The following is a 25,576-nucleotide window of genomic DNA, read 5'->3' on the forward strand; positions in this document are numbered from 1 at the left end:
GGCCCGGTGCTGATCCCTCAGCACCGGGCCTGACCTGGTATTGCTCTGTTGCTAACGGTGGGTTACGCCGCCAGCAGTGCGAGAGTGGCGCAGCGTCAGTGGATGACGTCGAAGACGTTCTTCTGCAGGCCGTTGGCGTATGCCTCGTGCTCGACGAGCTTCAGCTTCTGGGTGTCCTTGTCCGTGTCGCTGAACAGCCGCTTGCCCGCGCCGAGCAGCAACGGGAAGACGAGCAGGTGGTAGCGGTCGATCAGACCGGCGTCGGAGAGGTTCCGATTCAGGGTGGCACTGCCGTGAACGATGATCGGTCCTCCCTCGGTCTTCTTCAGCGCGGCCACTTCGTCGAGAGAGCGCAGGACCGTGGTCTCCCCCCAGTTCGACACCAGGGCGTCCTCGCCGAGGCTGGTGGAGACGACGTACTTCGGCATGTCCTTGTACTCGGCAAATTCCTCCATGCCGGGCCAGACCGGGCTGAACGCCTCATAGCTGACCCGGCCCATCATCATCGCCGTGGCCTCCTGCTGCTCCCGGCCCTTGATCTCGAACGCCTCCGGGATGAACTCGATGTCCTTGAAGGTCCAGCCGGAGTTCCGGTAGCCGGGCTCGCCGCCCGGGGCCTCCACGACACCGTCGAGCGAGACGAAAGCAGTGCTGATCAACGTACGCATCTCTAGATCTCCTGGATAGCTGTTGCTGGTTCCCGCTTCAACCTTGTGGTTACGGGAGTACTGACTCTGGTGTGCGCAGAAACTAATCGGCCGTAGCGCGGGCATAGCGCATCAGGACCACCTGGGAGTCGAAGGTCCTCGCTTCGATCAGCCGCACGTTGACGCGTTCTTTCGCCGGCTGGAAGGCGGGCCGTCCGCCCCTGAGCACCGTCGGGTGGACGGTGATCTGGTACTCGTCGATCAGGCCGTGTTCCGTGAGGTGCGCGGCGAGTTCGGAACCGCCGAACATCAGCATGTCGGTACCGGACTCCTTGAGGGCGGTGAGCTCCTCGACGACGTTCTCGCCGATGACCCGCGTGTTCCAGTCGGCCTTCTGCAGGGTCCTGGAGACCACGATTTTGGGGTGCCGGCGCCAGATCGGGGCGAAGGCCAGGTCGTGGGGGTCGGTGGAGATCACCTCGGCCCGCGGCCAGTAGCCGGACATCCCGTCCCACACCTTGCGGCCGTAGAGGAAGGCGTCGCAATCGGCTGTCAGGCTCCGGGCGTAGGCGGAGAGTTCGGCGTCCATGACCGGCCAGTCGAACTCGCCGTTCGGTCCCTCGATGAAGCCGTCGAGCGACTGCGCCACGAAGTGCGTGATCTTTCCCATGAGTTGTCTCCTTGGAGTGGGTGCTGTGGGGGCCGGGGTCGGCCTGGTTTTCGTCGTGCGAGCTGGTGGGAGGACCCGGCCGCCAGACTCCATGCCGGTAGTGCAGGTGGAGCACGCCCGACGACGACCTCGTCGCAGAACCAGGCGCTCGACTTCGGCCTCGACCGCGCCCTGGACGGCCTCGGGGTGCCCATCGCCCAGCGGTCCGCCTGACCGGGTCGGTCACAGGTTGGCGGTCAGTGATGCACGGACTCGTCGGTCCGCAGGTTCCGTGGGACCTGCTCCTCGCGGCCCGGTTCGACGACCAGGAACTGGCCCATCATGCCGTCGTCCTCGTGGCGCAGGACATGGCAGTGGTACATGTACGGCACCCTTTCGTCGGTGAGGGTGTCGAATCGGATCGCCACCCTGATGGTTCCGTCGCGCGGTGGGAAGACGGTGTCCTTGGGGCCGCGCATCTGCGGGGGCGGCTGTTCGCCGTTCACCTCAAGGACGTTGAAGGTCGCACCGTGCACGTGGAAGGCGTGGACCAGACCGTCGCCGCGCTTGATCTCCCAGATCTCCGTGGCACCGGCGGGTATCACCTCGTCGACGCGGTTCATGTCCATTGAACGGCCGTTGATCCGTGTGCCGATGAGCTCGAACGTCCGGATCCTGGGGCTGTCCGGCACCTTGATGGCGGGCGGGGCCCCGGTGAAGCGGGTGGGCAGTGGCGGCGATGGCTTGAGCGTTCTGGCGGCGCGCAGCGCGATGATGTCGAAGGTGTCGTCTCCTCCGGAGAACCGCCTCGTGGGAAAGCCGGCCCCGAGATCGGGCCGGAAGCTGCGCAGCACCGCCTCGTCACCCGGCTTGAACGCCAAGACGATCTCGGCCCGTTCGCCGGGGGCGAGAGGCAGCCGCTTCAGCTCCTGGGGGCGGGGAAGCAGCCCGTTCTCGGTCGCGACCAGGTGGAAGGACCGGCCATCCGGGAACCCCAGTTCGTAGACGCGGGCATTGGAGCCGTTGAGCAGCCGGAAGCGCACGCGCTCGGTGGTCACGGCAAATTGGGGGTCGTAGGTGCCGTTGACCAGGATGGTGTCGCCCAGCACGCCGAGGTTGTCCGCGGCGGCGATGTCCTCGCTGAAGGTCGTCTCGGTGAAGTCGAGTGAGCCGTCGTCGTGGAAGTTCTTGTCCTGGATGATCAGCGGTACGTCGTCGACGCCGTACTCGTGGGGCAGCCCCGACCCTGCCGTGTGCTCGTCGTCCACGATGATCAGCCCGGCCACGCCGCGGTAGACGTGCGCGCCGGTGGAGCCATGCGGATGCGGGTGGTACCAGAGCGTCGCGGCCGGCTGGTGCACGGTCCAGCGCGGGCGCCAGGTCTCGCCGGGCGGGATCATCTGGTGCGGCCCACCGTCCATGGAGGCTGGGAGGTGCATGCCGTGCCAGTGCAGGGTGGTGGGTTGCGGCAGGTCGTTGCGTACGGCGATATCGACCGCGTCTCCGTCGCGGACGCGCAGGGTGGGGGCGAGGTAGCTGCCGTTCGCGCCCCAGGTCTCGGTCTTCTTGCCGGGCAGGAGTCCGGTCTGTCCGGCTGCCAGCGTCAGCTCGTACCACCGGCGTCCCCCGGCCGAGGCGCGCGGGGCGAGCAGCTCCGGGATCCTCAGCGAAGTACGGAAGCCGAGGGTGCCGACGTTGCTGCGGTCACGGCCGGTGTAGACGACGAGCCAGTTGGTCCCCCAGCTTGCCCCGGCGGCCATGGCTGTGCAGCCGAGGGTGAGGAAGGTCCGGCGCCGTAAGGAGCGCTTACCGGTGGGACGCGTACGGGTAAAGGGTATGCGGGCAGCACGAAATCGCGGCATGGCGGGCTCCTGAGGTGAGGGCAGGGGATTGCGGGCGTTGACGTGTGGAGCGGGCGGTGTTCCTCCGTCAGTCCAGGAGGCCCGCGTGGTGGGCGAGGATGGCGGCCTGGACGCGGTTGCTGAGGGCGAGCTTGGTGAGGATGCGGCTGACGTGTGTCTTCACGGTCGCCTCGCTCATGTGCAGCGTGGCGGCGATGTCGGTGTTGGACAGACCGCCGCCCAGGGCCACGAGGACTTCGCGTTCCTTTCCTGTGAGCGCTGTCAGCCGCCGCAGGGCTTCGGTCCTGCGCTGCTCGGCTCCTGTCGCGTGCCTGTCGTCGTCCCGCGTGAAGTGGTGCAGGAGCCGCCGGGTCACCTTGGGTGAGAGCATCGCGTCGCCGCGTGCCGCGCTGTGTACGGCGGTGATCATCTCGCCGGCAGACGCGTCCTTGAGTAGGAACCCGACCGCTCCGTGGCGCAGCGCGGTGCGTACGTACTCGTCCAGGTCGAAGGTGGTGAGCACGACGACGCGCGGAGGCCGCGGTGACTGCGCGAGCTGCTGTGTGGCCGTCAGGCCGTCGGCGCGGGGCATCCGGATGTCCATCAGGACGACGTCGGGGCGGAGCGCTCCGGCCATGGTCACCGCCGCGTGACCGTCGGCCGCTTCGCCGACCACGGTGATGTCGGGGGCGGACTCCATGATGGTGCGCAGCATGGAGCGGACCATCCATTCGTCGTCCACGATCAGTACGCGGGTCGGTTCGGCGATGGGGTCGGGAAGGGCATCGGGACCAGGCCCGGGGCTGCTCGTCACGCGCCCGCCGCCTTCAGAGGGATCTCAGCGGTGATCTCGAACCCGCCGTCCGGTGTGGGCCGGGCGTCCAGTTCACCGCCGACGAGCCGGATCCGTTCGCCGATGCCGAGCAGGCCGTGACCGCCGCTCGGCAGGCCGGGGCCACCAGGGACTGCGGAGCGCCCGTTGGCCACCGAAAGCCGAAGGAGGCGCGAGGTGTGCCGGATCCGGATACGGGTCTCGGCATCACCCGCGTGTTTGTGCACGTTGGTCAGGGCCTCCTGCACGACGCGGTAGACCGCGTGGTCGATCAGGGCGGGCAGTTGGGGAGCGGCGGGTGCCTCGGCGCCTGACTCGTCGACCAGTTCCAGGGCGACCGGCATGCCGGTGCTGCGGGACTCGGCCACCAGGTCCTCCAGATCGGCAAGGCCGGGCTGGGGAGCCAGGGGCGCCGCGGCGTCGGCGCGCAGTACCTCCACGAGCGACCGGAGTTCGGTCAGGGCCTCGCGTCCGATGATGCCGATCTGCCGGCCGATGGTGCGGGCGTTGTCGCCCTTGGCCACTTCCAGCGCGGTGGCATGCAGAACGATCAGGGAGACCCGGTGGGTGACGACGTCGTGCATGTCCCGGGCGATCTGGGCGCGTTCGTCGCTGCGCGCCTGCAGGACGCGCTGGTGCTGCTCGCGTTCGGCACGTTCGGCCCGCTCGCGCAGGCGGGCGAGCAGCTCCCTGCGGGTGCCGATGTACAGGCCGAGCAGCGCGGGAGCGACGCAGATTCCCAGGCTCAGAGGGCCGGCGGCATCCGCGCCGCCCAGCTGCCAGATGGGTACGGCGACCACCGCGAGCGCGGCCAGCGTGCCGGCCGACGTCCTGCGCCACGACGTGGTCCGCTCGGCCAGCGTGTACTGCGCGAACAGCACGGCGATCCAGGTGGACAGCACCACGAAGGCGCCAAGGGCGGCGAGGAGGAACAGCTCCGGCCGACGGCGCCGCCGCCAGGCCGCCGCACCGACAAGGAGACCCACCGGGACGGCCACCCACAGCGACGGCCGCATATCGAAGTAGGCGTATGTGGCCGAGTGCCCGTCCTGGGAAGCCGTGCTCACGGCGACAGCGAGTGCGAGCGCCGCGTCGATCACCGGACGACGGCGTTCCCAGAGGTCCGCGTACCGGATACCCGATCTCATGCGGTCGAGGCTAACCACGCCGCCACTCGTGGGGCGTCCATCATTAGTTGTACGTGGCTGCAGGCAGCCGCCATCCTTCGGCTGATCTGCGGGCGGCCAAGTAACGAAGATCGGCCGATGTCCGTCCGCCTCGCCGTGGCGAGGGTGGCTCCATGCCTACGAAAACGGAGCCCGCCCCCTCGGCCGAGCCTGCCGCTGCCGCCGATCCCGACACCGCGCATGCGTCCGTCCGGCGGATGTGGCAGTTCGTCTTCGCCGCCTTCTGCCTCGTCGTCGCGGCGGTCCTGCAGTTACGAGAGAACGTCGCCTTCCCCGCCGTACAGCAGGCCGGAGTGATCGGCTACCTGCTGGCCGCGCCACTGGTGGCCACCTGCGCCTGGGCCCTGGACCGGCCGAAGCGAGGGGCACGCGCCCGCAGGACCCTGATCGTCTTCCACCTCGTCTTCATCCCGTTCCAATTCCTGTTCAGCTTCGGCAACTTCGAGCCGCTGGCCGGGATGGTCCTCTCCACCGTGTTGCTGGTCCTGATGAAACCGCGCTTCCCGCAGCTGAAGCGCCGGACGCGCAAGGTGTGGCTGATGCTGCACATCGGCATCAGCGTCAGCTGGCTCGGCCTGAGCCTGGCCATGACCGTCATGGCTGTCGCCGGACTCACCGCCGACAGCCATGCGGTGCGGCACGGCGCGTACGAACTCATGCACCTCTTCGACCTGACCGTCGTCATCCCGAGCATGGCGCTGGCCGTCACCTCCGGCGTGGTGCTCGGCCTCGGGACGCCGTGGGGTGTGGTCAAGCACTGGTGGGTCCTGCTCAAGCTCGCCATCTCGCTGAGCCTGCCGACCTTCGCGGCCTTCGTGGAGAGCAAGTGGATCAGGGACCTGCTGAAGCTGACCGAGGAGCCGTCCGCCGACCCCGGCGGCACCGGCCTCGCGCTTGTCATCTGCCTGGCTGCGTACACGCTGCTGCTGTGGACCGCGGTCTTCCTCTCCGTCTTCAAGCCCGGTGGCAGGACCCGCTGGGGCCGGCGCAAGGCCGACCGGGCTCGGGCGGACCGCGCTGACGCGCGCACCCCGCAGACGCCGGTCACCGTCGCCGACGTACGCCAGGTCGCCGACGGCGTCATCACCCTGCAGCTGCGGCGGACGGGCGGCGGTGAGCTTCCGGCCTGGCAGCCCGGAGCACACATCGACCTCGTCCTGCCCTCCGGAACGGTGCGTCAGTACTCCCTCTACGGCGACTGCGACGACCCGGCCGTCCACCGCATCGCGGTGCTGCGCGAGCCGGGCGGCCGCGGCGGCTCCGCCGAGGTGCACACGCTGCGACCCGGCGCGCGGCTCACCGTGCGCGGCCCCCGCAACAACTTCCCGCTCGCCGATGAGGCCCCCGCCCACCTCTTCATCGCCGGCGGCATCGGGATCACCCCGTTCCTCCCGATGATCCGCCGCCTGGACGCCGAGTGCGCCGACTGGCGGCTGCTCTACCGGGGCCGGTCACGGAAGGCGATGGCCTTCGCCGACGACCTCGTACGCTGCTATCCGGACCGCGTCGTGGTGGAGGCGTCGGACACCCATCCGCGCCCCGACCTCGCCGGACTCCTGCGGGGCACACCGCCGGGCCTGGCGGTGTACTGCTGCGGCCCTCAATCGATGCTGGACGCGGTCATGTCGGCCATGCACACGGCCTGCCCGCACGGGCGGCTCCACATCGAGCGCTTCGCTGCGGGCGACCGCTCCGGTGCGGGCCCCGACCTGCCCTTCGAAGCCGAGCTCCGCCGCAGCGGCCAGGTCGTCCAAGTCCCGGCGGACCGCAGCCTGCTGTCGGCCATCCGGGACGCGACGTCGGCGCTGGACGCCTCCTGCGAGGACGGCGTCTGCGGAAGCTGCGCGACGCGTGTGCTCGGCGGAACACCGGACCATTGCGACGACGTGCTCCAGCCCCACGAGCGAGGTCGTCGGGATGTCATCTACCCGTGCGTCTCCCGAGCCCATGGCACCCGTATCGCACTCGACCTCTGAACCCGTCGGCGAAACCCTGCCCCGCCACGATGCTCTTCGCTGCTTCATCCGCAGGCAGTGGCCGACTACTCCGGCGGGCCTCAGCTGCCCTACCTTCGGCATCCGCGACACGAGCCGAGGGCACATCAGCCCCGATACGTGGGAGCTGCTCTGGGACCTGGGGCATCCGACTTGGCTCCCAAACGGCCCCACAAACCACTCAGGGACCCGACCCGCGATGCGGATCAGGTCCCTGACCTGGATCACCGTGTCCTTGTGCAGCAGGGCGCCCAGCTCGCGTTCGGTCCAGAAGCGTCGCCCCAGGTACGCCTCGGTAAGCAGCGTCACACCGGCTCGCGCTCGGGTAAGTCCGTCATCCATCTGACGGGAAAGACTCTTCCCGGGGCGGATGGCCACCTCGTCGAACCAGACTGTGATGCCGAGGGATTCAAGCTCGCTACGCAGCTGTTCGGCTACATCGGCTCCGTCGACACGTGCGTAACTGAGGAAGACGTCGTACTCGCGCTCGTCCTGCTCGGCGACGGCGCTCTGCACCCGGTCGACAAGGTGCTGCTCTTCCACCGTAAACGAGACCGACGTGCCGCTGCTCTGCCTGAGCTTGGCGAGCTGCTGACGGTTGTGTCGTTCGGCCGTGCGGTTGTAGTCCGTCACAGCCTTCTTGACCTGACTCTCGAACTTGCGCTGGGCCCTCTTGGCGTCCTGCTCTGCTTTGCGCTGGGCGCTTCTGAGCTGCTGGCGCATGGAGCTCGCGCTGATCCTCTTGACCACTGGTCCTCCGGAAACCACTGAAGCGTCCGCCTCCTCATGAGGCTCCGGTGGACCACGCTAGATGATGGGTCTGACAGTGGAACCAAACGCCAAAGATGCTTCCATTGCGGTCCTTGCAGCGGGTCGCAGTCGCGATCGGTGATGAGAGAGTCCGGTCTGCGGTGGGCCGTCCGACCCGGCCGCGGACCGGTGGGATCGCGTCGAGCACAGGGAGCAGCTGAGCGAAGTCGCTACGGTTGCCGGCGGTCAGCAGGGCCGCAGCTCTCCTTGTCCGCTGGGGTGTTCCGCCGGTCAGCGTACTGACGCGGGGGTGGCGGAGCGGGCAGTGACGTGTTGTGCGTCCGGCGGCATGCCGTAGCCCTCCGCTGGTAGAGGCGTTAGACGCAGCGGAGGGGACGCCAGCCTGGTGCGGTCTGGCAGCGTCTCGTGGGGCAGGGGGGTGCTCGCCGGTAGCGGGCGGGGGTCAGCGTTGCTTCTCCCCGAGGGCTGCGCGCAGCCAGTCCAGAGAACCGGTCGCCAGGACCGCGTCGGCGAGTTCGTTGGCCGATTTCGTGGTGAGTCGGCCGCGGCTGTTGTCGATCCAACGCTGGGCGTGCTCGTAGCCCTGGGCCTTGTACTCGACGCCCTGGATCATGCACTCCAGTTTGTCGGCGTCCCGGGCGCAGATGGCCTCCTGGGACTCCTTGGCCTCGTACTCGGCGACGAGTTCGCGCACTGCGGAGGCCAGGACCTCGGGCATGCCCGCGACCTGGTCGTCGGTGACCGCGCGCGGGCCCGCCTGAGGCGCGTACTTCTTGCCCAGGTGGTTCACGTCCCCGGTGCGCGTCTCCTGCGAGTCGTGCCACACCGCCAGGTAGGCGGCCCGCGCGGGGTCGGCGCCTTCGAGCTTCGCGATGATCGTCGCGAGGAGGGCGGTGCGCCAGGAGTGCTCCGCGACTGACTCCGGATCGCGTACGCCGGCCATCCACCAGCCGGTGCGCTTGGTCTGCTTCAGCGTCCCCGCCTCGTACAGAAAACGCGCTACCGCGGACAGGTCTTCAGCCACCGTCGGACTCCTCTCACGCCTCGGCGAGGCGGATCGCATACCGGATGCTCTCCAGCTCCCGGCGCCCGCGCGCCGAAAGCTCCCGGCTATCCAACATCACGGGCAGCCTGTCGCGCAGGACACGGTCTGCTGCGCCGGATCGCAGCAGGTTGGGCCGTACCTGGAGCAGGGACCACACCGAGTGGATGTTGAGGTCGACATAGCCGTGATGCGGCGCGAGTCCGTGAGCGAGGTAGGTGAGGAGTCTGTCACCCGGCCACGGTCCCGGGGCGCGGGCGGCGATGAAGTCGTCACTCAGCTCCAGATGGGCGGTCTCGCCGATCCAGTACGCCCAGTAGTTCAGGTTCGCGGCCTCGCCGGCATCGTCGTCGATGAGAGCGGTGTCGATGAAGTGGCTCATCCGGTCTCGGTCTCCTTGCCGGGCCGAGACGGCGGCAACGGACCTGGAGTTGAGCCAATGCGTGAGCCAGTCGCCGGGGCGTTCGTGGCCTGCTGGTGGGCGAGCCACTCCGACGTGTCTGCCTGGTCGTCGTACCCGGAGAGGTAGAGGGCCTGCCGGCGGAGCAGGAACTGGTCCTCCCTCCGGGCCTGCTCCGCGGTTCGCCGCATCCGTGTGAAGAATTGTGCCCGGTCGGAAGCCGACAGCTCCGGCCCTGCCGGCGCGGGTCCTCGGCGCTTGCGGGGCGGATCGGGGAGGTCGCGGACGGGCTGTGGGGGTACGTGGTGAGGGGCCACGCGAGGACTTCGATGAGGTCGCGCTGCATCACCCAGGCCCCGAGCGGGCTTTCCTCGACTTCGGTCTCGTTGTCGAGGGCATCGGCGAGAAGGACGTCCGCTTCCAGGGCGCGGTCCAGGGCTTGCAGGAGCGCGGGGCAGTGCCCATCTGCATCAGCCGGTGACGGTGCACGAGCATCTGCCCGACCGGCACGGCGGTCAGGGGGCGGCGGCCGGACTCCCACCCCGCGATCGTGTCCGCGGACACCCGCAGCTGCTCAGCCGCTTCCTCCTGGGTGCGTCCCTGCTGCTCTCGGATGATCCGGAAGACGTAGCCGGCGATGACTCCCACGCGTGGGCGCCCAGCTGATCCCTGACTGCCGGTCAGGGTTTGTCGCGAACTCGACCGCATGAACAGACCCTTTCTTCTGTGTTCGCAGCAAACCACTTGTATTCGCGGTCACTTCAAGCAGTGATCACGGCTCTCTACCGTCGTAGCATCACCGAACGAGCCTAGTAGGGCGGCTGTCACGGTGGGCTTCGTTACCGAGGCTCCCGAGTCAACCTCCGTAGGCGACAACGTCGAAGGGCTGCTGCTCACCCCGGCCACGGGGTCGGCCTGAGCACGGCGGGCGTGCCTCCTTCGCACAGAGCCCTGACGGCCGGTGGTTGGGCTACACACGGAACGCGAGCACCCCCGAGGGACGCGACGATGACCATGACGGCTGCAACGGTGGGACCACAGCGCTACCAGGAGCGGTACGCGGCGAGGCTGGAAGCAGCCGCTCAGGCGCGTCGGGACATAACGCTGGTGCTGGAGACCTGGGGCCTGCCTCAGCTGGTGGACGTCGCCGAGCAGGTCGTCACGGAGCTGGTGGCCAACGCGGTGGAGCACACCGACGCCGCCACGGTCGGTGCCTCGATCACACGGACAGGTAAGGAGTCCGCGCGGATCGTCGTGACCGACACGTCCCGCACCAGACCCACCCCTGGCACGCCGTCCCCGGACGATGAGCACGGCCGCGGACTGCTCCTCGTCGAAGCTCTGGCCCACGACTGGGGCAGCGAGCCGGTGCACGGCGGGAAACGTGTCTGGGCCGAGCTGCGCGCGGACGGCACGTGGTGACCGCTCCTCCCACGGCCACCTTGCCGCGCGTCGAACGGCTCACTCCGCGGCAGCAGATGGCCGTGGACTGTGCGCGCTGCGCCCGCCGGTTGGGGATGGCCGGCCAGGTGTGGGGCGAAGTACGCCACCGGGGCCTGCTGTTCCGGCTCTGGATCTGCGCGCCCGAATGCCCACCGTCCCTTGCCGGTGGCGTTGCATGAGCCGCCGCCCGCCGCCCGCCGCCCGCCGCCCGCCGCCCGCCGCCCGCCGCCCGCCGCCCGCCGCCGGAGCCCGATGCCCGGCGCCGGGCGGCGCACAACCCGCTCTGCGTCTGCATGACCGGCTTCCCGGCCGGAGCGGAGCGGCCCCGCGAGACCCTCGGCCGTGCCCTCGCGCACGGGCGAGTCAGAGAACAGTCCGAGCACCAGCAACCACAAGGAGGCACCCATGCCCACGGCAACGCTCATCCCGTTCGGCGCCCGCGCCGAGCGCACCCCGTACACCGTGACCCTGGAAGCGGGATCGTTCGTGTACGACCCGGCCCGGCAGGCCAACGTCCTGACCGACGGCTCTGGAGCCCTGTGGAGCCGCTCCACCTCGCTGGCCGGGAGCTGCACGAACACCAACTGGGACAGCAAGAACGACGACACGTCCGACCCGTACCTGATGCGGTGAAACAGCACCTGTCCGGCGGCCCGGTGCTGGTCGTCACCAAGGAACTGGACCCCGCGGTGGACCTGGTGGTCGACGAGCTGACGATCCGGCGTGTGCCGGTGATGCGGTTCGACATGGGGGACTTCCCCCTGTCCATGTCCCTGTCCGCCGAGCACGCTGCAGCACCCTGGACGGGGGTCCTGGCTGACGAGTACCGCTCCGTGCGGCTGGAGGAGGTGAGGGCCGTCTACTACAGGCGGCCCCGCCTTCCCGCCGTCTCCGAGCGTATGGAGGAGCCCCACCGCACGTGGGCCAACGAGCAGGCGCTGGCCGGACTGCTCGGCACGCTGTACGCGCTGCCGGTGACGTGGGTGAACCGGCCGGACGTGGACGGCATTGCCTCCCACAAGCCCGGTCAGCTCCCCGTCGCGTCAGCGCACGGGCTCCGCACGCCTCGCTCGCTGATCACCACGGACCAGGAAGTGGCCCGGAAGTTCTGCTGTCAGGTGGACGGTCCGGTGATCTGCAAGCCGCTCATGGGCGGCCCGCTGGAGTACCCGGACGGTCACCGCACCGGGGTACCGACCCACGTGGTCGACCCCGACACGATCGACGACTCCGTCTCCCTGACAGCGCACCTGTTCCAGGAGTGGGTGCCCAAGACTCACGAGGTGCGGCTGACCGTCGTGGGCAAGGAGATGTTCGCGGCCGAGATCCGCGCGGGCAGCGACGCTGCTCGGGTGGACTGGCGCAGCGACTACGACGCACTCACCTACGACGTGTGCCAAGTCCCGGACGACGTCCGGGCGGGCGTGCTGAGCTGGCTGGAGCACTTCAGTCTCAACTTCGGCGCGTTCGACTTCGCCGTCACCCCCGCCGGGGACTGGGTGATGTTCGAGTGCAACCCGTCCGGAGAGTGGTCCTGGATCCAGAGCAAGACGGGCCTGCCCATCGCCACGCACATCGCCGACCTACTCGCCAAGGAACGACCATGACGACACACACCGAAGAACGCGCCACCCAGTTGCGCACGGCGCTGGCCGACGTCCTTGAGGACAACGGGCAACTGTCCGACCCGACATGGCGGAAGGTGTTCGAGGCCGTTCCCCGCCATCCGTTTGTGCCGGAGTTCTGGGCCCTGGTCGGCGGCGAGCAGCGGCACGTGACCTCCGCCGATGCCGACTGGCTGGACCTGGTGTACTCGGATGACGCGCTGGCCACACAGCTCACCGACGGCGTGGCCACCTCGTCATCAACAGCGCCCGGCCTCATGCTCGTCATGCTCCAGGCCCTCGACGTCGCCGACGGCCGCCGCGTGCTGGAGATCGCGACCGGCACCGGCTACAACGCGGCACTCCTGTCCGAACGGCTTGGAAGCCACCAGGTGGTTACGGCCGAGGTCGACCCGGTGCTGGCGCGGCTGGCGGGATCGCGGCTGCGGCGCTGCGGATACACCCCGCTGGTGCAGGTGGGACGGCCGTGACGGCTACCCGGCCAGGGCCCCGTACGACCGGCTGATCGCCACCTGTGGCTTCACCACGATCCCGGTGGCCTGGCCGGAGCAGGTACGGCCCGCCGGCCTCATCGTGTGCCCTGTCGGCTGGGGGACCGCGCGCCTGGTCGTCGCCGACGACGGCCGCGCCGAGGGCCGTTTTCTGCCCGGCGGTTCTTACTTCATGACCGTACGCGACGCCGGTGCCACCGGCGCTCCGGCACACCCAGGTAGGCCGAGCGCGACGAGCGGCCGACTCACTGGCCTGGACCTGGCCGTGGTCGCTGGGGACGATGCGTTCCGCTTCGTGCTCTCGCTGGTCACGCCGGACACGGCTTTCGCTTCCGAGCGCGATGGCGACGGCCGGGTGACGGCGGTGGAGCTGTGGGGTGCTGACGGCGCGTGGGCGCGCGCCGCGGACGGCGCGGTCCGACAGGCCGGGCCGCGCCTGCTGTGGGACGCGGTAGAGGAGGCACACGAGTTGTACGTCGAGAACGACAAGCCGGACCGGGAGCGCTTCGGCGTGACCTTGACCGCCGAGGGGCAACGCATCTGGCTCGATGCCCCCAGCCGTCCCGTACCGGCTGCCCTCGCCGTGACCTAGGACGGCGGTAGGTCCTCGGAGAGCCCAGACTGCCGTAGATCGGCCACGTGAGCGGGCGCCGCCTGGCAGCTCGCGACCGTCGCCGTACGCTGCCGGAACTGCACCACTTCAGCCGCCAACTGGGAGTGCCCGCGTGAGTGATCAGCACGACAAGCCGTTCCTCCAGATCGTGGTCTGCGCGGCCGGGGTCGCCGCCGACGTCGGTCGGCTGATCACCGCAGCACAGGGGCGGCACTGGGACGTCGGCGTCACCGCCACCCCGCAGGGACTCGGCTTCCTCGACGCGGAGGCGGTCGAGGTCCAGACCGGCCGGCCCATCCGCTCGGCCTGGCGATCACCGGAGGAACCGCGCCCGACTCGGCCCGCGGACGCGATCGCGGTCGCCCCGGCCACCTTCAACACGGTCAACAAGTGGGCGGCAGGGATCTCTGACAATCTCGCGCTGGGCATCCTGTGCGAAGCGCCCGCCATGGACATCCCGGTCGCTGTGCTGCCGTACCTGAACTCGGCCCAGGTCGCCCACCCCGCATACCGGCAGAGTCTGGACCGGCTGCGCGAGATGGGCGTCCTGATCGGCTCGTACGAGCCGCACCGGCCGAAGACCGGCGGCGGAGCCGACCGTTACCGCTGGGAGGAAGTGCTGGAACTGGTCGCCCCTCGGTTGTCCCTCCGGCCGTGATCAGCGCCGCCGTCCTCAAGGGGTTCACCCCTTGGGTGCGAGCCGCGCACCGAACTCCGCCGCGCGGCTTCTGTCGGCGGCCGGGGCTTCTCCCTTTGTCCGGCGATCACATCTTCATTGCCGTCGGCCGACCGGGCGCCTGCCCGGCCGGGCCTGGCGCGAGGAGTTACAGATCAACAGCTTGCTCACCCTTTGCAAGGAGCGGGAGTAGCTTTCGCGGAAGCACCGCCCAAGTACAACCGCAGTGCACCGCGGACCCCTTCGGTCACAGATTCATCACACAACGTTTTCCTTTTCATGTCCATGGCAAATATTGCGTCAAGCAAGAGTCATGACTGGGTCGTGAACTTGGGGTGGGGTTGTGAGCTTGAGACGGGGGCGTCGCGCTGGCGGCGTGCATGGAAGACAGGTGCGGAGTCTGGTTTCCGCTGTGGCTGCGGCGGCAGTCCTGGTGGCTCTACATGCTTGGGGGCCGGTCTCCCAGGCAGCGGCGGACGAGGCACAGCCTCCGCTGTCGGAGGGGCAGAAGGCGCTCGCCGAGGCCCAGGAGTCGGGGCAGCGGGTCGAGGTCACCGGGGAGCGGTCGGAGCGTACGACGGTTTTCGCCAACCCGGACGGCTTCACCTTCACGCTGGAGGAGTCCGCGGTTCCCGTGCGAGTGCCCACGTCCGGCGGGGGCTGGCAGGCGCCGGACGCCACCTTGGAGGTCCGTGGGGACGGCACGGTGGCGCCGAAGGCCGCGGCTGTCGAGATGGAGTTCTCCGGCGGTGGGGACACCGAGCCGCTGGTGAAGATCTCCGATCGGGGACGGTCGCTCCAGATGGGGTGGCCGGGCAAGCTCCCCGAACCGGTGCTGGACGGGACCAGCGCGGTGTACGCGGACGTGCTTCCGGGCGTCGACCTGAGGATCACGGCCTCCGTGGAGGGGTTCCGCCACGTACTGGTGGTCAAGACTCCTGAGGCCGCCGCCCAGGAGGAGCTGAAGCAGATCGACTACTCGTTGAAGGCGACCGGCCTGAGCCTGCTCAAGGGGAAGGCGGGCAATCTCACCGCGATCGACGACGACGGCAACCGGGTCTTCCGGGCTCCGCCCGCCCAGATGTGGGACTCCGCCGGTGCGGCATCCGGTGCGCAGCCGAACTCCCTGGCGGCCTCGGTGGATGCCACGGAGGCTGAGGGCTCGGATCCCGCCGAGGTCGCTGCGTCATCCGCGAAGGGCGCTGAACCCGGCGCGGGTGACACCGTCACCACGATGGACGTGAAGGTCTCCGCCGACGCGCTGACCGTTATCCCGGACGCGGAGATGCTCACCGGGACGGAGGCGTCGGCGTTTCCGCTGTACATCGACCCGACGGTGACCTGGGGCGAGTCGGAGCGCACGCTGCTGCGCAGTGACGGCTACGAGTCGTACGGCTGGGGCAACGGCGACGACGGCCTCGGCAAGGGTGCGGGCAAGTGCGGTACGTGGAGCGGCTATTACTGCGGGCCGGGCTATGTCCAGCGGCTGTACTTCGAGTTCTCCCCGGCGAGCTTGAAGGGTAAGCAGGTGCTGGATGCCACGTTCCGGGTGACCGAGCCGTGGGCGTTCCAGTGCGATCCGCGCTGGGTGGACCTGGTGCGCACGAACAACATCTCCTCCTCCACGACCTGGTCCTCGCGGCCCAAGGCGCTGGATCTGATGGGGGACCGGCATGTGTCGGCGGGGCGCGGGTCACTGTGCGATCCGGACTCGCCGGACGCGCCGATCGAGTTCAACGACAATCCGGAGGAGACGAACGAGAACCTGACGCCGACTGTGCGGAACTTCGCGGCGGGCAAGTTCTCCCGGCTCACGCTGGAGATCCGGGCGCACGACGAGACCGACACCAGTGCCTGGAAGCGGTTCAAGAACGACGCCGTCCTGTCCGTCGACTTCGTGGGCCGGCCGGCCAAGCCGACCGGCATCGGCCTGGTGACCGGCTCGGGCACGGTGTGCGAGACGGCCGAGTCGGACCCGGCGATCGTCTCTGACCCCACCCCGGCCCTGACCGCGACGGCACAGACCGCGTCGGGCGGTGAGAAGGACGCGCAACTGCGGGTCTACTTCGATCTCGATCACAAGAACAGCGACAACACCTGGTCGGACACCACAGCGGGCAATGGCGACCTGAGTCCCTCCAGCGGGTACGTCGGGGACGGCGTGAAGTTGACCAAGTCCTGGTCGACACTGACCGAGGGCAAGCTGTACCGGTACCGGGCCTGGGTGCGCTCGTACTACAACAGCGGCGGCAGCTATTTGTCGGGGCCGTCGAACGCCTCGACGACCGGCTGGTGCTACTTCAAGGTCGACCCGACGGCACCGAAGGCTCCGAAGATCACGGTCGGTAGCCCTTACTCCGCCTGCACCGACACGGCCTGCGCGGCGGGAGGCGGCCCGGGCCAGAAGGGCACCTTCACATTCGGCCCGGCCACCGGGGACTCCAACGTCGCCTACCAGTACAAGTTGTCCTCCGCGGATGCCTGGTCGACGGCCGTCAACGGGTCGACAGTATCGAAGGACATCACGCCTGACCGCTCCGGCACATACAGCGTGTACGTGCGGGCGAAGGACACCGTAGGCCGCTGGGGCGCGCAGAACGTGGTGGACTTCCTCGTCGCCGCGGGCGAAGGTCCGGTCGGACGCTGGCACTTCGACGAGTCCAGCGGTACGGCCCTGGACTCTGCGACCGGCGACGGCAGCGACGACGCGGCACTGGGGGGTGACGCGAGCCGCGATGACCGCGGGCGGCGCGGGCTGGTCACTCACGACGCTGAGGGGCAGCCCCTGGAGAGCGCGGTGACGGACAAGGGCTTGGTTCTCAACGGCACCACCGGCTACGCCGCCACCGGCGGACAGGCTCTGGAGACCCGCTCTTCGTACACCATCGCCGCCTGGGTACGTGTCGACCCGCAGGCCAACCACACCCTGACCGTGCTCAGCCAGAGCCCGACCACCAGTCCATGGACGCAGAAGTACAGCCCCTTCTACCTGTCGTACGGCGCCGGAGGCGACAACACATGGAGCATGCGGGTGCTGTCCACCGAGCCCGCCTACCACGAGATCAAGTCCACAAGGCCCTCGCCTCGCGGCGTGTGGACCCATGTGGCCGGCGTCCATGACGCCACCAGCAAGACGATCAGCCTCTACGTGAACGGTGTCCTCCAGGGGAGCACCGACGCCGGTCCGGCATGGGATGCGGACGGGCCGCTGCAGATCGGGCGGGTGCTGCACGCCGACGTCCACAAGGACTTCATGCACGGCTCGATCGACGAACCCGCTGTGTGGCAGCGCGCCCTGACGCCGAAGGAGGTCCACGACGAGGCCCGCCTGCTCATCTCTGACAAGTATGCCGGTGCGGAACTCGTCGCGGACTTCTCCGCGGCCCGCGGCAGCGGCACCACGATCGCCGACACGACCTCCGGCTACGGCAAGGCGCTCACGCTGACAGGCGGTGCCTCGATCGATGGCGAGAGCATGGTCCTGGACGGCGTCGATGACGCAGCGACCGTCGCAGGGCCGCTGGTGGACGACAGTGCCTCGTTCACCGCTACCACCCTGGTGGAACTGGACGCGGCAAAACTTGTCACCAAGAGCGTCGGCTATACGGGGCAGGTCATCGGGCAGCGCACCAGCGACGGCTCGGCCTGGGGCCTGTGGTACGAGCTGACCGGCAAGGACACCGTCCTGGACGAGGAGACGTTGGAGGAGACCACGGTGCCGGTCGGCGTCTGGCACTTCGGCCGGCTCAACGCCGACGGCTCCTTCTCCTCCGTCGTCTCCGACGAAGTCGCCGCCGTGGACAGCCCCGTCCGGCTGACCGGCGTCCACGACTCGGTCGACGGGACGATCAGCCTCTACCTGGGCTACGGGCAGAACGGTGACGCCAAGGTGTACACCGCCGAGATCGGCAGCGGCGACTTCGCCGTCGGCAAGGGCTTCACCGGCGGAGTGTGGACGCACTATCTGCCCGCCAGGGTTGCTGAACTGCGCCTGTGGGCGGGGGCGATGGCGAGCCCGGAGCAGGTCGAGGTCCGAGTGGGCGACTGACCGTCGCGGAGAAGTGGTGCGGCGCCGCTGGAGCGCCGCACCGAGGCGCCACAGCACATCGCTTGTCGGTCTTCGCGGCTCTGTCGGCCTTTCATGACGTAGAACAACGGGGTGGGAGCGGACAATCATGGCTTTTGGCATAGGCGCATCAAGGAGAGTGCGGGGCGACAGAAGACAGCGCGCCGGGACGATCGTGACGTTCCTGGCCCTGTCTTTGGTGGTCCCGACCGGGCTGGCCCCTGTGGCGCAGGCCGCCGACAAGGGACTCGGCCGACCGGACGTTCCCGACCAGCGGGTGAGCAAGGTCAGGGAAGTCGACGGGCCCGGCGCGAAGGAGGCCCGCGCGAAGGTCGCGAAGGACAAGAAGGCCGATGCCGAACGCGCCCGGCAGGCCCGTGCGGAGCGGAAGGCGGCCTGGCCCGAGCAGGGTGACGCGCGCGTCGAACTGGACGCCGACAAGCGTGCCCAGGCGGAGCCCGGCGGGCTTCCCGTCAGCATCGCTCCGGCCGGAGGCAAGAACGGCGCCGAATCCGGCACCACGGCACGGATCACGGTCCTCGGCCAGAAGGCCGCCAGAGACGCCGGCATCACCGGTGTGCTGCTGACCGTCGAGGCGGACGAGGCAGGGCGGGCCGAACTGGGCATCGACTACAGCGGCTTCGCCTCGGCGATCGGCGGCGGCTGGGCCTCCCGGCTGCGTCTGGTGCGCCTGCCCGGCTGCGCCCTGGATACGCCGGAGAAGGCCGCGTGCCGCACACCTACCCCGGTCACGTCCGACAACGACCTCGTCGGCCAGACCATCACCGCCTCCGTCCCACTGGCCGAGACCAGTGACGGCCCCTCGACGCAACTGGCCGACGCGGCCACCTCGGAGACAGCGGTGTTCGCCGTGACCGCGTCCGACCCGGGCGCGGGCGAGTCCCCCTCGGGCTCCGGTGACTACTCGGCCACCGAACTGGCGGAGTCCTCATCCTGGGAGGCGGGCGACAACTCCGGTTCCTTCAGCTGGAGTTACGACCTCAACATGCCGCCTGCGGCAGCCGGCCCGACGCCGGAACTGTCCTTGTCATACGACTCCGGAACTGTCGACGGCCGCACGGCGACCACCAACAACCAGGGCAGCGCGGTCGGTGAGGGCTTCTCCCTGACCGAGTCCTACATCGAGCGGTCGTACGGCTCCTGTGACGACGACGGCCATGAGGACGTCTTCGACCACTGCTGGAAGTACGACAACGCCCAGCTGGTCCTGAACGGAAAATCGAGCCGCCTGGTGAAGAAGTCCGGGGACTGGGAGAGCACCTGGCGGCTGGAGAACGACGACGCCTCCACGGTGACCCGCTCCACCGGTGCCGACAACGGCGACGGCAACGGTGAATACTGGACCGTCATCACCGGCGACGGCACCAAGTACGTCTTCGGATTGAACAAGCTCGACGGCGCTGCCGACCAGCGCACCAACTCCACCTGGGCCGTGCCGGTCTTCGGAGATGACTCCGGTGACCCCGGCTACGGCAACGGCGACTCCTTCGCCGACCGGGCGGTCACCCAGGCGTGGCGGTGGAACCTCGACTACGTTGAGGACCCCCAGGGCAACGCCTCGACGTACTGGTACGCCAAGGAGACCAACTACTACAAGAAGAACAAGGCCACCACGGCCAACGCCGCCTACACACGCGGCGGCTACCTGAAGGAGATCAAGTACGGGCTGCGCAAGGGTGCGCTGTTCACCGACGATGCCGACGCCAAGGTCACCTTCAGCCATGCCGAGCGCTGCACGGCATCCGACTGCTCCTCGCTGACCGAGGACACGGCCAAGAACTGGCCCGACGTCCCCTTCGACGCGATCTGTACCGACGGGGACACCGACTGCCTGGCATCCGGCCCCGCGTTCTTCTCCCGCAAACGCCTGACCGGCATCTCCACCTTCTCGTGGAACGCCGCCACCAGCTCCTATGACCCGGTGGACTCCTGGGCGCTCACCCAGGAGTACGAGGACGGTGGGGACATCGGCGACACCTCCGATCACGTCCTGACACTGAAGTCGATTCTGCGGACCGCCAAGGCCGGCGACACCGCCATCGCCCTCAACCCGGTCTCGTTCACCTACCAGTGGCGGGAGAACCGGGTGGACGGCACCGACGACATCCTGCCCCTGACCCGGCCCCGTATCTCCACGGTCGTCTCGGAGACCGGATCGATCACCACCGTGACCCTGTCCTCGCCGGAGTGCGTGCGCAGCGAGGTCACGGGTGCAGCCGAGGACACCAACACCCGCTCCTGCTACCCGAAGTACTGGAACATCAACGGCGCGAGCGAGGCGTCGGTGGACTGGTTCCACAAGTACAAGGTCGAGGCTGTCGTCGTCTCCGACCCGGCCGGTCACAACGACGCGGTCGAGTACGCCTACGACTACAGCGGTGCCGCCTGGCACCACAGCGACGACCCCTTCACCCCGAAGGCCGAGCGCACCTGGTCCGACTGGCGCGGCTACCGCGAGGTGACCGTCTACACGGGCGCCACGAGCACCACCCGCTCCAAGACCGTCTCGCTCTACATGCAGGGCATGGACGGCGACAAGAAGAAGGACGGCACCACGCGCTCGGTCACCCTCGCCCCGCTGGCGTCCCCGTCGATCGGGGTCGCGAGTATTACTGACAGCGACCAGTATGCGGGCACGCGCCGCGAGCACGTCACCTACAACGGCTCGACGCCGATTACGGTCGAGGTCAACGACCCCTGGTCGAAGGAAACGGCACGCCAGAGCGCGCCCGACGCCGCCGACCACGTGGCCCGCTACATCCGCACGGCCAAGGCCACCACCCACACCTACCTGACCGCCGCACAGAGCTGGCGCGCCCGCACGATCGCCACGACGTACGACGACTACGGCATGCCGGTCACGGCGGACGACTCCGGCGAGGTGGGCAAGGGCGGCGACCAGACCTGCACCCGCACCTGGTACGCCCGCAACGACGCGGCCGGCATCAACGACCTCGTCTCCCGCACTCGTACGACCGGGCAGTCCTGCTCCGTGGCCGACACCAGCCTGAACCTTCCGGCGACCTCGGAGACCCGTGGCGACGTCCTGTCCGACACGGCCACCGTCTACGACACCCCCTCCGCCACCACCTGGTCCGCCTCTCAGACACCCACCGAGGGATCGGCTACTTGGACCGGCCGCGCCACCGGCTACAGCGCGACGGCGGGCTCGGACGGGCTGCGCCCGGCCACGGGCTGGCAGACGACCACGACCACCACATACGACACCCTCGGCCGCCCCGCCGACGTCACCGACGCGGACGGCAACACCACCAACACCGCCTACACCCCTGTCTCGGCGGGCCCGCTGACCAAGACGATCGTCACCAATCCCCTGGGCCACAAGGTCACCAGCTTCCTGGACCACCGGCACGGCCAGGAACTGCGCGTGTACGACGCCAACCTGAAGAAGACCGAGTCCACCTACGACGCCCTCGGCCGATTGACCGCGGTCTGGCAGCCCAACCGCAACAAGGCCGCCGGCTACAGCGCGAACACGACCTATACGTACCGGATCAGCAGCAGTGAGCCCTCGTGGGTGTCCACCTCACGGCTGAAGAAGGACGGGGAGACCTACAACACTACCTACGAGTTCTACGACTCGATGATGCGCCCGCTGCAGACCCAGTCGCCCAGCCCGCTGGGCGGCCGTGTGCTGACCGACACTCGTTATGACACGCGGGGCCTGGCCTACGAGACGTACGAGGACATCTTCGACAGCACATCTACACCGAACGGCACCTATACGCGCGAGGAGTACGGCGAGGCGCCCCGGCAGACCGAAACGGTCTACGACGGCGCGGAGCGGCCCACCACTAGCACCCTGTACGTATACGGGGTGAAGAAGTGGTCGACCACCACCAGCTACACCGGTGACTCCACTGCCGCAACCGCCCTCCAGGGCGGCTCCGCAACCCGCACGATCACCGACGCCCGCGGCCGCACTGTGGAAACCCGGCAGTACACGGGCACGAGCCCGGCCGACCCTCAGTTCGGCGGCGGCTCGGGTACGGCGTCATACGCCACCACCAAGTTCCAGTACACGCTGGACGACAAGCAGTCCGAGGTCACCGGCCCCGACGGCACCAAGTGGGTATACGGATATGACCTGTTCGGCCGCAAGACCAGCGCGGACGACCCGGACAAGGGCCTGACCGAGCTCGACTACGACAAGCTGGACCGGCTCACCAAGAGCACCGACTCCCGCGGCAAGAGCATCCTCACCGGCTACGACGCACTCGGCCGCACGACCGGCGCCTGGACCGGCTCGAAGACCGACGCCAACCAGCTCACCGCCTTCACCTACGACGGCCTCCTCAAGGGACAGCCCGAGGCGAGTATCCGCTACGTCGGTGGCAAGACGGGAAAGGCGTACACCGAGACCGTCACCGCCTACGACAGCCTGTCCCGGCCCACCACCACCGAACTCACCCTGCCGGACTCCGACCCGCTCGCTTCGGCGGGCGCAACCACCCTTCAGTTCGAGAGCACCTACAACATCGACGGAACACTCCAGAGCGCCAAGGAACCCGCACTCGGCGGTCTGTCCTCGGAGATCGTCGACTACGGCTACACCGGCACCGGCCAGATCACCTCCGTCGGCGGCAGCACCGGCTACCTTCTCGACGTCGACTACTCCGCCCTTGGCCAGGCCCAGCAGCTCGTCCTAGGCACCGCCAACACCGAGGAACACAAGAAGGCGTACGTCACCAACACCTGGGAGGAGGGCACCGAACGCCTCCTCGGAAGCCACGTCACAGACCAGACCCACGCGTACAAGCTGCAGAACCTGATCTACACCTACGACCAGGCGGGCAACGTCACCTCCATCGCCGACATCAGCACCCTCGGCGGCACCGCCTCCGCAGAGACCCAGTGCCTCGCCTACGACGGCCACCGACGCCTGACCGAGGCATGGACGCCGTCCTCGCAAAAGTGTGCTGACGCCCGCAGTGCGAGCAGTCTGGGCGGACGGGCCCCGTACTGGACCAGCTACTCCTACAACGACGGCGGCCAGCGCGCCACGGAAACCACACGCTCCGGTACCGTCGAGACCACCACGACTTACTGCTATGAGAAGGTGAGCCAGCCGCACACCCTGACCGGCACCAGCACGGAGGCGGACTGCACCGCCCCGGAACGCGTCTACGGGTCCGACACCGCGGGCAACACCACCAGCCGTCCCGACGGCACCGCCGCACAGGACCTCGAATGGTCCGACGAGAGCAGATTGACCACCCTCACCGAAGACGGCAAGACGACGGACTACTTGTACGGGGCAGACGGCACCCTCTTGATCCGTGCTACGGAGGGCGGAGAGCGTGTCCTGTACGCGGGGGCGACGGAACTGCATCTGCGGGCCGACGGCAGCACCTGGGCTCAACGCCACTACAGTTCTGGAGACCTGACCGTCGCCATCCGTTCCAACGAAAGCGGCAGCAACGAGCTCAGCTACCTGGTCACGGACCCGCACGGCACCGCCGGCCTCGCCATCGACGCCACGGACCAGGCATTCTCCCGGCGTTACATGACCCCCTTCGGCGCACCGAGAGGTAGCACCACCGGGACCGCGTGGCCCGACGACAAGGGTTTCCTCGGCAAGACCACCGACACCGGCACAGGTCTCACTCACGTCGGGGCCCGCCAGTACGATCCCGAGATCGGCCAGTTCATCAGCGTCGATCCGCTACTGCAGACCGGCGTGGGCCAGACCCTCAACGGATACAGCTATGCCGTCCAGAACCCGGCAACCGTCGCTGACCCCTCCGGCCTCGGCGTCCCCGAGTGCAACGAGCCGCAGAAGTATGGCATTACCTGCAGGGGCGGCATTCCGGTCAGCAGCAAGAAGACCACCAGTGGCTCTGAGGGCCCCGTTCGGGCCTGCCGTTGTGGAGAACGCCCCACGCTCGTCAAGGGCAACACCAAGCCCACCGGTCTCGGCGGCATCCCCGGCCGCCGCAACCTCGACCTGCCCTCGACGCCTGCGCCGAAGGGCTGGCTCAAGACTGTCCCGCCCAACCCTGGCCCGGAGCCCAAGAAGGATGACGGCTTCTGGGGAAGTATCAAGAACACGGTGAAGAAGGGAATCGGCGCAGCCCACGATTTCATGCAGGACAACAGCAAAGCCCTGGGCTGGGTCGGCGTCGGACTTGGCGTTGCTTCGATGTTCACCCCATTGGGCTGGGTTGCTACCGCGGCTATGGTCGGGGGATTCGTACTGGGCGCTGCCACCACCGCAGACGCATGCTTCTCCAAGCAGTGGGGGAGCTGCGCGATGGGTGCAGCGAGCCTGGGCATGGCTGGAACAGCCCTTGGCGCGAGTCGGGTCGCGGCCTCGGCGCTACGGGAGGCAGCAGGAGCCGGCATCGTTACGCGAACAGTCCTCAAGGGGGGTGCGATCGTGTCGCGCGCTACTGCCGGTGTCGCCAACGTGAGTTCTGTCGGTTTCGCGACGATCGGAACCACCACGGGAGGCAATCTGGGAGACTCCGGCCGCTGGGAGGATGATTAGCTTATGGCGGAATCCGGTCGGAGTCCCTCCGTGAAAGCACTCGATGAGTCGAAGCGGTTGCCCCTTCTCGTCAGGTGGCGCTTGCGGAGAGAGCAGAGCAGAAGGCGAACAGGGGTTCTGGTGTTCGCCGAGATCAGGGAGCCACTTCGAAGTCTGACGTACAAGGCAGGCGTCGTGTCTCTCTGGGAGAACGGCATTGAGCTCTGCTCCCGCAGCCGCGACACGAAGCTGCCCAAGTTCGTTGAGCTGCCGCCTGGCGCGCATCGGTTCGAGTTCAAGGTGCTGCGAGTGAGGGCAGGGAAGAGCACCTCGTTCCAGAAGGCCGTGGACCTGAAGGAGGGACAGATCCTGGTCGCGTTGTGTGATCCCGTTCAGTCGAACGTCTTCTACAGGCGAAGTCCGGACGCGGATACCTGGGAAGTCGGAGTCGTTTCGCCGTAGGTTCGCGGGAAGAACGCGCGGACAGCTCAAAGGGGTAGCCGTTCAGGCCCTGCGGGATCGGGGCCTGAACGGCTACCAAGTGGGGGACCTCAATGGCACTGCTCGCCCTCCGGTCGTCCCTCCGGCAGTGATCAGCGCCGGCGTCCATGCTGCGGTTGTGGGAGGGGGGTGGTGGCTGCTTCGTGGACGGGAGCGGTGGAGCGCTGGGCAGACATGTTCCCCCGTGCTGTGCTGCGGGCCTGTGCCGCGCGGGCTTGGGCGCTAGGGCCTGTTCTGAGTTGAGATCACGGGATCGGTCATTCCCGCTTCAGGAGGGCGCTGGCTGC

Annotated in this window: 16 protein-coding genes and 3 pseudogenes; 10 read left to right on the top strand and 9 right to left on the bottom strand. The window is 68.5% G+C overall.

Annotated features, from left to right (window positions below):
• Positions 1–95 precede the first annotated feature (95 nt).
• The 5 genes from F3T56_RS38880 to F3T56_RS38900 all read right to left on the bottom strand — a co-directional run bounded on the left by F3T56_RS38880 (position 96) and on the right by F3T56_RS38900 (position 5,117).
• Positions 96–668: a dihydrofolate reductase family protein gene (locus tag F3T56_RS38880; RefSeq protein ID WP_149830187.1), complete on the bottom strand. Its 573-nt coding sequence runs from the start codon at positions 666–668 to the stop codon at positions 96–98.
• Between the two features lie 82 nt (positions 669–750).
• Positions 751–1,317 (bottom strand): dihydrofolate reductase family protein, encoded by a 567-nt coding sequence (locus F3T56_RS38885; protein ID WP_149830188.1) that lies wholly within the window; start codon positions 1,315–1,317, stop codon positions 751–753.
• Between the two features lie 236 nt (positions 1,318–1,553).
• Entirely contained in the window at positions 1,554–3,158 is a 1,605-nt protein-coding gene (locus F3T56_RS38890; protein ID WP_149830189.1) for a multicopper oxidase family protein, read from the bottom strand.
• A gap of 67 nt (positions 3,159–3,225) precedes the next feature.
• Positions 3,226–3,951 (bottom strand): response regulator, encoded by a 726-nt coding sequence (locus F3T56_RS38895; RefSeq protein ID WP_281291957.1) that lies wholly within the window; start codon positions 3,949–3,951, stop codon positions 3,226–3,228.
• Positions 3,948–5,117: a sensor histidine kinase gene (locus F3T56_RS38900; RefSeq protein ID WP_149830190.1), complete on the bottom strand. Its 1,170-nt coding sequence runs from the start codon at positions 5,115–5,117 to the stop codon at positions 3,948–3,950. The genes F3T56_RS38895 and F3T56_RS38900 overlap by 4 nt, the downstream gene beginning before the upstream one ends.
• 152 nt (positions 5,118–5,269) lie before the next feature.
• Here F3T56_RS38900 and F3T56_RS38905 point away from each other — a divergent pair, with 152 nt between their 5' ends.
• Positions 5,270–7,132 carry a PDR/VanB family oxidoreductase gene (locus F3T56_RS38905; RefSeq protein WP_246204301.1) on the top strand — a complete coding sequence of 621 codons (1,863 nt, stop codon included), beginning with the start codon at positions 5,270–5,272 and terminating at the stop codon, positions 7,130–7,132.
• Positions 7,133–7,429: 297 nt separating this feature from the next.
• Here the strand turns inward: F3T56_RS38905 and F3T56_RS50360 are convergent.
• From F3T56_RS50360 to F3T56_RS38925, 4 genes and pseudogenes are all read right to left on the bottom strand, one after another.
• Positions 7,430–7,873, bottom strand: a pseudogene (locus F3T56_RS50360) (toll/interleukin-1 receptor domain-containing protein); the annotation flags it as partial.
• Positions 7,874–8,063: 190 nt separating this feature from the next.
• Positions 8,064–8,156: pseudogene (locus F3T56_RS38915) on the bottom strand (IS5/IS1182 family transposase); the annotation flags it as partial.
• Between the two features lie 207 nt (positions 8,157–8,363).
• Complete coding sequence (locus F3T56_RS38920; RefSeq protein ID WP_149830191.1) at positions 8,364–8,945, bottom strand: HD domain-containing protein; 582 nt, start codon at positions 8,943–8,945, stop codon at positions 8,364–8,366.
• Between the two features lie 13 nt (positions 8,946–8,958).
• A pseudogene (locus F3T56_RS38925) lies at positions 8,959–10,071 on the bottom strand (helix-turn-helix domain-containing protein).
• A gap of 300 nt (positions 10,072–10,371) precedes the next feature.
• On the opposite strand from F3T56_RS38925, the gene F3T56_RS38930 reads away from it, so the two are divergent.
• The 9 genes from F3T56_RS38930 to F3T56_RS38970 all read left to right on the top strand — a co-directional run bounded on the left by F3T56_RS38930 (position 10,372) and on the right by F3T56_RS38970 (position 25,250).
• Positions 10,372–10,785: an ATP-binding protein gene (locus tag F3T56_RS38930; RefSeq protein ID WP_246204303.1), complete on the top strand. Its 414-nt coding sequence runs from the start codon at positions 10,372–10,374 to the stop codon at positions 10,783–10,785.
• 426 nt (positions 10,786–11,211) lie between these two features.
• Positions 11,212–11,439 carry a putative ATP-grasp-modified RiPP gene (tgmA, locus tag F3T56_RS38940; RefSeq protein ID WP_149830192.1) on the top strand — a complete coding sequence of 76 codons (228 nt, stop codon included), beginning with the start codon at positions 11,212–11,214 and terminating at the stop codon, positions 11,437–11,439.
• Positions 11,436–12,413 carry an ATP-grasp ribosomal peptide maturase gene (gene tgmB, locus F3T56_RS38945; RefSeq protein ID WP_246204304.1) on the top strand — a complete coding sequence of 326 codons (978 nt, stop codon included), beginning with the start codon at positions 11,436–11,438 and terminating at the stop codon, positions 12,411–12,413. Before tgmA ends, tgmB begins: the two co-directional genes overlap by 4 nt.
• Positions 12,410–12,901: a methyltransferase domain-containing protein gene (locus F3T56_RS48740; protein WP_281291958.1), complete on the top strand. Its 492-nt coding sequence runs from the start codon at positions 12,410–12,412 to the stop codon at positions 12,899–12,901. The genes tgmB and F3T56_RS48740 overlap by 4 nt, the downstream gene beginning before the upstream one ends.
• 64 nt (positions 12,902–12,965) lie before the next feature.
• Positions 12,966–13,514 (top strand): hypothetical protein, encoded by a 549-nt coding sequence (locus F3T56_RS48745; RefSeq protein WP_246204307.1) that lies wholly within the window; start codon positions 12,966–12,968, stop codon positions 13,512–13,514.
• Between the two features lie 133 nt (positions 13,515–13,647).
• Positions 13,648–14,193, top strand: a complete 546-nt coding sequence (locus F3T56_RS38955; protein ID WP_149830193.1) for a flavoprotein — start codon at positions 13,648–13,650, stop codon at positions 14,191–14,193.
• 430 nt (positions 14,194–14,623) lie between these two features.
• A complete protein-coding gene (locus F3T56_RS38960) occupies positions 14,624–18,259 on the top strand; it encodes a laminin G domain-containing protein (RefSeq protein ID WP_246204305.1) in 3,636 nt (1,211 codons plus the stop codon).
• 127 nt (positions 18,260–18,386) lie between these two features.
• Positions 18,387–24,809, top strand: coding sequence for an RHS repeat-associated core domain-containing protein (locus F3T56_RS38965; RefSeq protein ID WP_149830195.1), 6,423 nt, complete (start codon positions 18,387–18,389; stop codon positions 24,807–24,809).
• A gap of 120 nt (positions 24,810–24,929) precedes the next feature.
• On the top strand, positions 24,930–25,250 hold the full coding sequence (locus tag F3T56_RS38970; protein WP_149830196.1) for a hypothetical protein: 321 nt from the start codon (positions 24,930–24,932) through the stop codon (positions 25,248–25,250).
• The last annotated feature ends 326 nt before the right edge of the window (positions 25,251–25,576 follow it).

Origin of the sequence: Streptomyces tailanensis (assembly GCF_008386495.1) — a bacterium.
Classification (GTDB): Bacteria; Actinomycetota; Actinomycetes; order Streptomycetales; family Streptomycetaceae; genus Streptomyces; species Streptomyces tailanensis.

What these genes read in the sequence shown, in the direction of transcription:
- F3T56_RS48740 (WP_281291958.1), top strand. Translation starts at nt 12,410, where the DNA reads ATGACGACACACACCGAAGAACGCGCCACCCAGTTGCGCACGGCGCTG.
- F3T56_RS38930 (WP_246204303.1), top strand. Translation starts at nt 10,372, where the DNA reads ATGACCATGACGGCTGCAACGGTGGGACCACAGCGCTACCAGGAGCGG.
- F3T56_RS38880 (WP_149830187.1), bottom strand. Translation starts at nt 668, where the DNA reads ATGCGTACGTTGATCAGCACTGCTTTCGTCTCGCTCGACGGTGTCGTG.
- F3T56_RS38900 (WP_149830190.1), bottom strand. Translation starts at nt 5,117, where the DNA reads ATGAGATCGGGTATCCGGTACGCGGACCTCTGGGAACGCCGTCGTCCG.
- F3T56_RS38965 (WP_149830195.1), top strand. Translation starts at nt 18,387, where the DNA reads ATGGCTTTTGGCATAGGCGCATCAAGGAGAGTGCGGGGCGACAGAAGA.
- F3T56_RS38905 (WP_246204301.1), top strand. Translation starts at nt 5,270, where the DNA reads ATGCCTACGAAAACGGAGCCCGCCCCCTCGGCCGAGCCTGCCGCTGCC.
- F3T56_RS38885 (WP_149830188.1), bottom strand. Translation starts at nt 1,317, where the DNA reads ATGGGAAAGATCACGCACTTCGTGGCGCAGTCGCTCGACGGCTTCATC.
- tgmA (WP_149830192.1), top strand. Translation starts at nt 11,212, where the DNA reads ATGCCCACGGCAACGCTCATCCCGTTCGGCGCCCGCGCCGAGCGCACC.
- F3T56_RS38890 (WP_149830189.1), bottom strand. Translation starts at nt 3,158, where the DNA reads ATGCCGCGATTTCGTGCTGCCCGCATACCCTTTACCCGTACGCGTCCC.